This window comes from Holdemanella sp., from assembly GCF_056804935.1.
In genome coordinates this window covers 1-1,182 of sequence record NZ_DBMEXE010000227.1, presented here as the reverse complement: position 1 = coordinate 1,182, position 1,182 = coordinate 1, and the positions used below count along the sequence as shown (strand labels likewise).

At 34.5% G+C, this 1,182-nt stretch carries 2 protein-coding genes; one reads left to right on the top strand and one right to left on the bottom strand.

Features of this window, described 5'->3' with window-relative positions; genetic code table 11:
• Positions 1-267 (top strand): hypothetical protein (locus tag ACZQCL_RS08620; protein WP_482482809.1); only part of this gene is annotated, 267 nt, incomplete at its 5' end.
• Between the two features lie 103 nt (positions 268-370).
• Here ACZQCL_RS08620 and ACZQCL_RS08615 read toward each other — a convergent pair.
• On the bottom strand, positions 371-1,066 hold the full coding sequence (locus ACZQCL_RS08615) for a group II intron maturase-specific domain-containing protein (protein ID WP_482482815.1): 696 nt from the start codon (positions 1,064-1,066) through the stop codon (positions 371-373).
• Positions 1,067-1,182 lie beyond the last annotated feature (116 nt).

Genomic DNA, 1,182 nt, shown 5'->3' with positions numbered 1-1,182 from the left:
ATTGATAGAGGACTACAAGTAGATCGTAGTACATGTCCATACAATGAAACCACTCTAAAAGATAGAAAATCAATCTGTAGAAATATGTTAACAAATCCATTTGAGAAATTTGAACGTAAAAGATTCTTATATTACTCAAAAGACTTGAGCATTATCTCAATGAATCATGTTCTATATAGTAAGATGAATGCAGAAGATTGGGATAGAGTTAAATCACAAATGCAAGAAGACTTACAACACTATTATTCTGACATGGGTGGAATTTAAATAAATAGGGTAGAGGAATAATACAAAGATTATTGCCCCTCCCATTGAACCGTACGTACGGGTCTCGTATACGGCTCTACATTTATATCGATTCTAAAATGAATCACAAAATCTCAAGATAGTAAATAAGGGGATTGACCAAACCTGGCCTATCTCCTTTCTTTATGCCTAGAACAGTAGGAGAAAGAAGAAAGTTCACAATATTTCCACAACTTCTCCTGTACCATCCGAGTCTAGAGTTAGCACATTTAAATATATCTTCGTGGGTAAGATTACTTCTACATGCTTTATTTAGTTTCATAAGATTCTTGTATATAGTCCTTGGTCTTTTCCATTGTTTAATGATAATACATCTCACTTTATGGCGTAACCATTGACCAAATTCTTCCAAGAACACTTTGATACTTGAAATTTTAAAGTATTGTATCCAACCTCTAATCATTTGATTCAATTTCTCAAATGTAACTGATAGTGGTCTTGAAGCCGCGTGTTTTCTTTCCAAATATTTTTGGATATTTGAGTAAAGACGCTTCTTCCTATCTTTAGTAGGAGTACATTTCCATACTGTTCTAGCTTTGTAAAATGTAAAACCTAAGAATTGACCTTTAGTTGGTCTAACTACTTTAGTCTTTTTTGCACTAACCTTCAAGAATAGTTTTCTTTCTAGCCACGATGTCACTGATTTCATTACACGATTTGCACTCATTTCACTTTTAACGAAAATGATACAGTCGTCGGCATACCTGGCGAAGCGAAGATTTCTAGATTCTAGCTCCTTATCAAACTTGTCTAGATAGATGTTTGAAAGAATTGCAATCGAGTAGGAGAAAGTAATAAAACTTTCGTCCTCTCACACCACCGGGCAAGCCGTTCGGCACACGGCGGTTCAAATTCATATTAACAGTGCTTTAAATT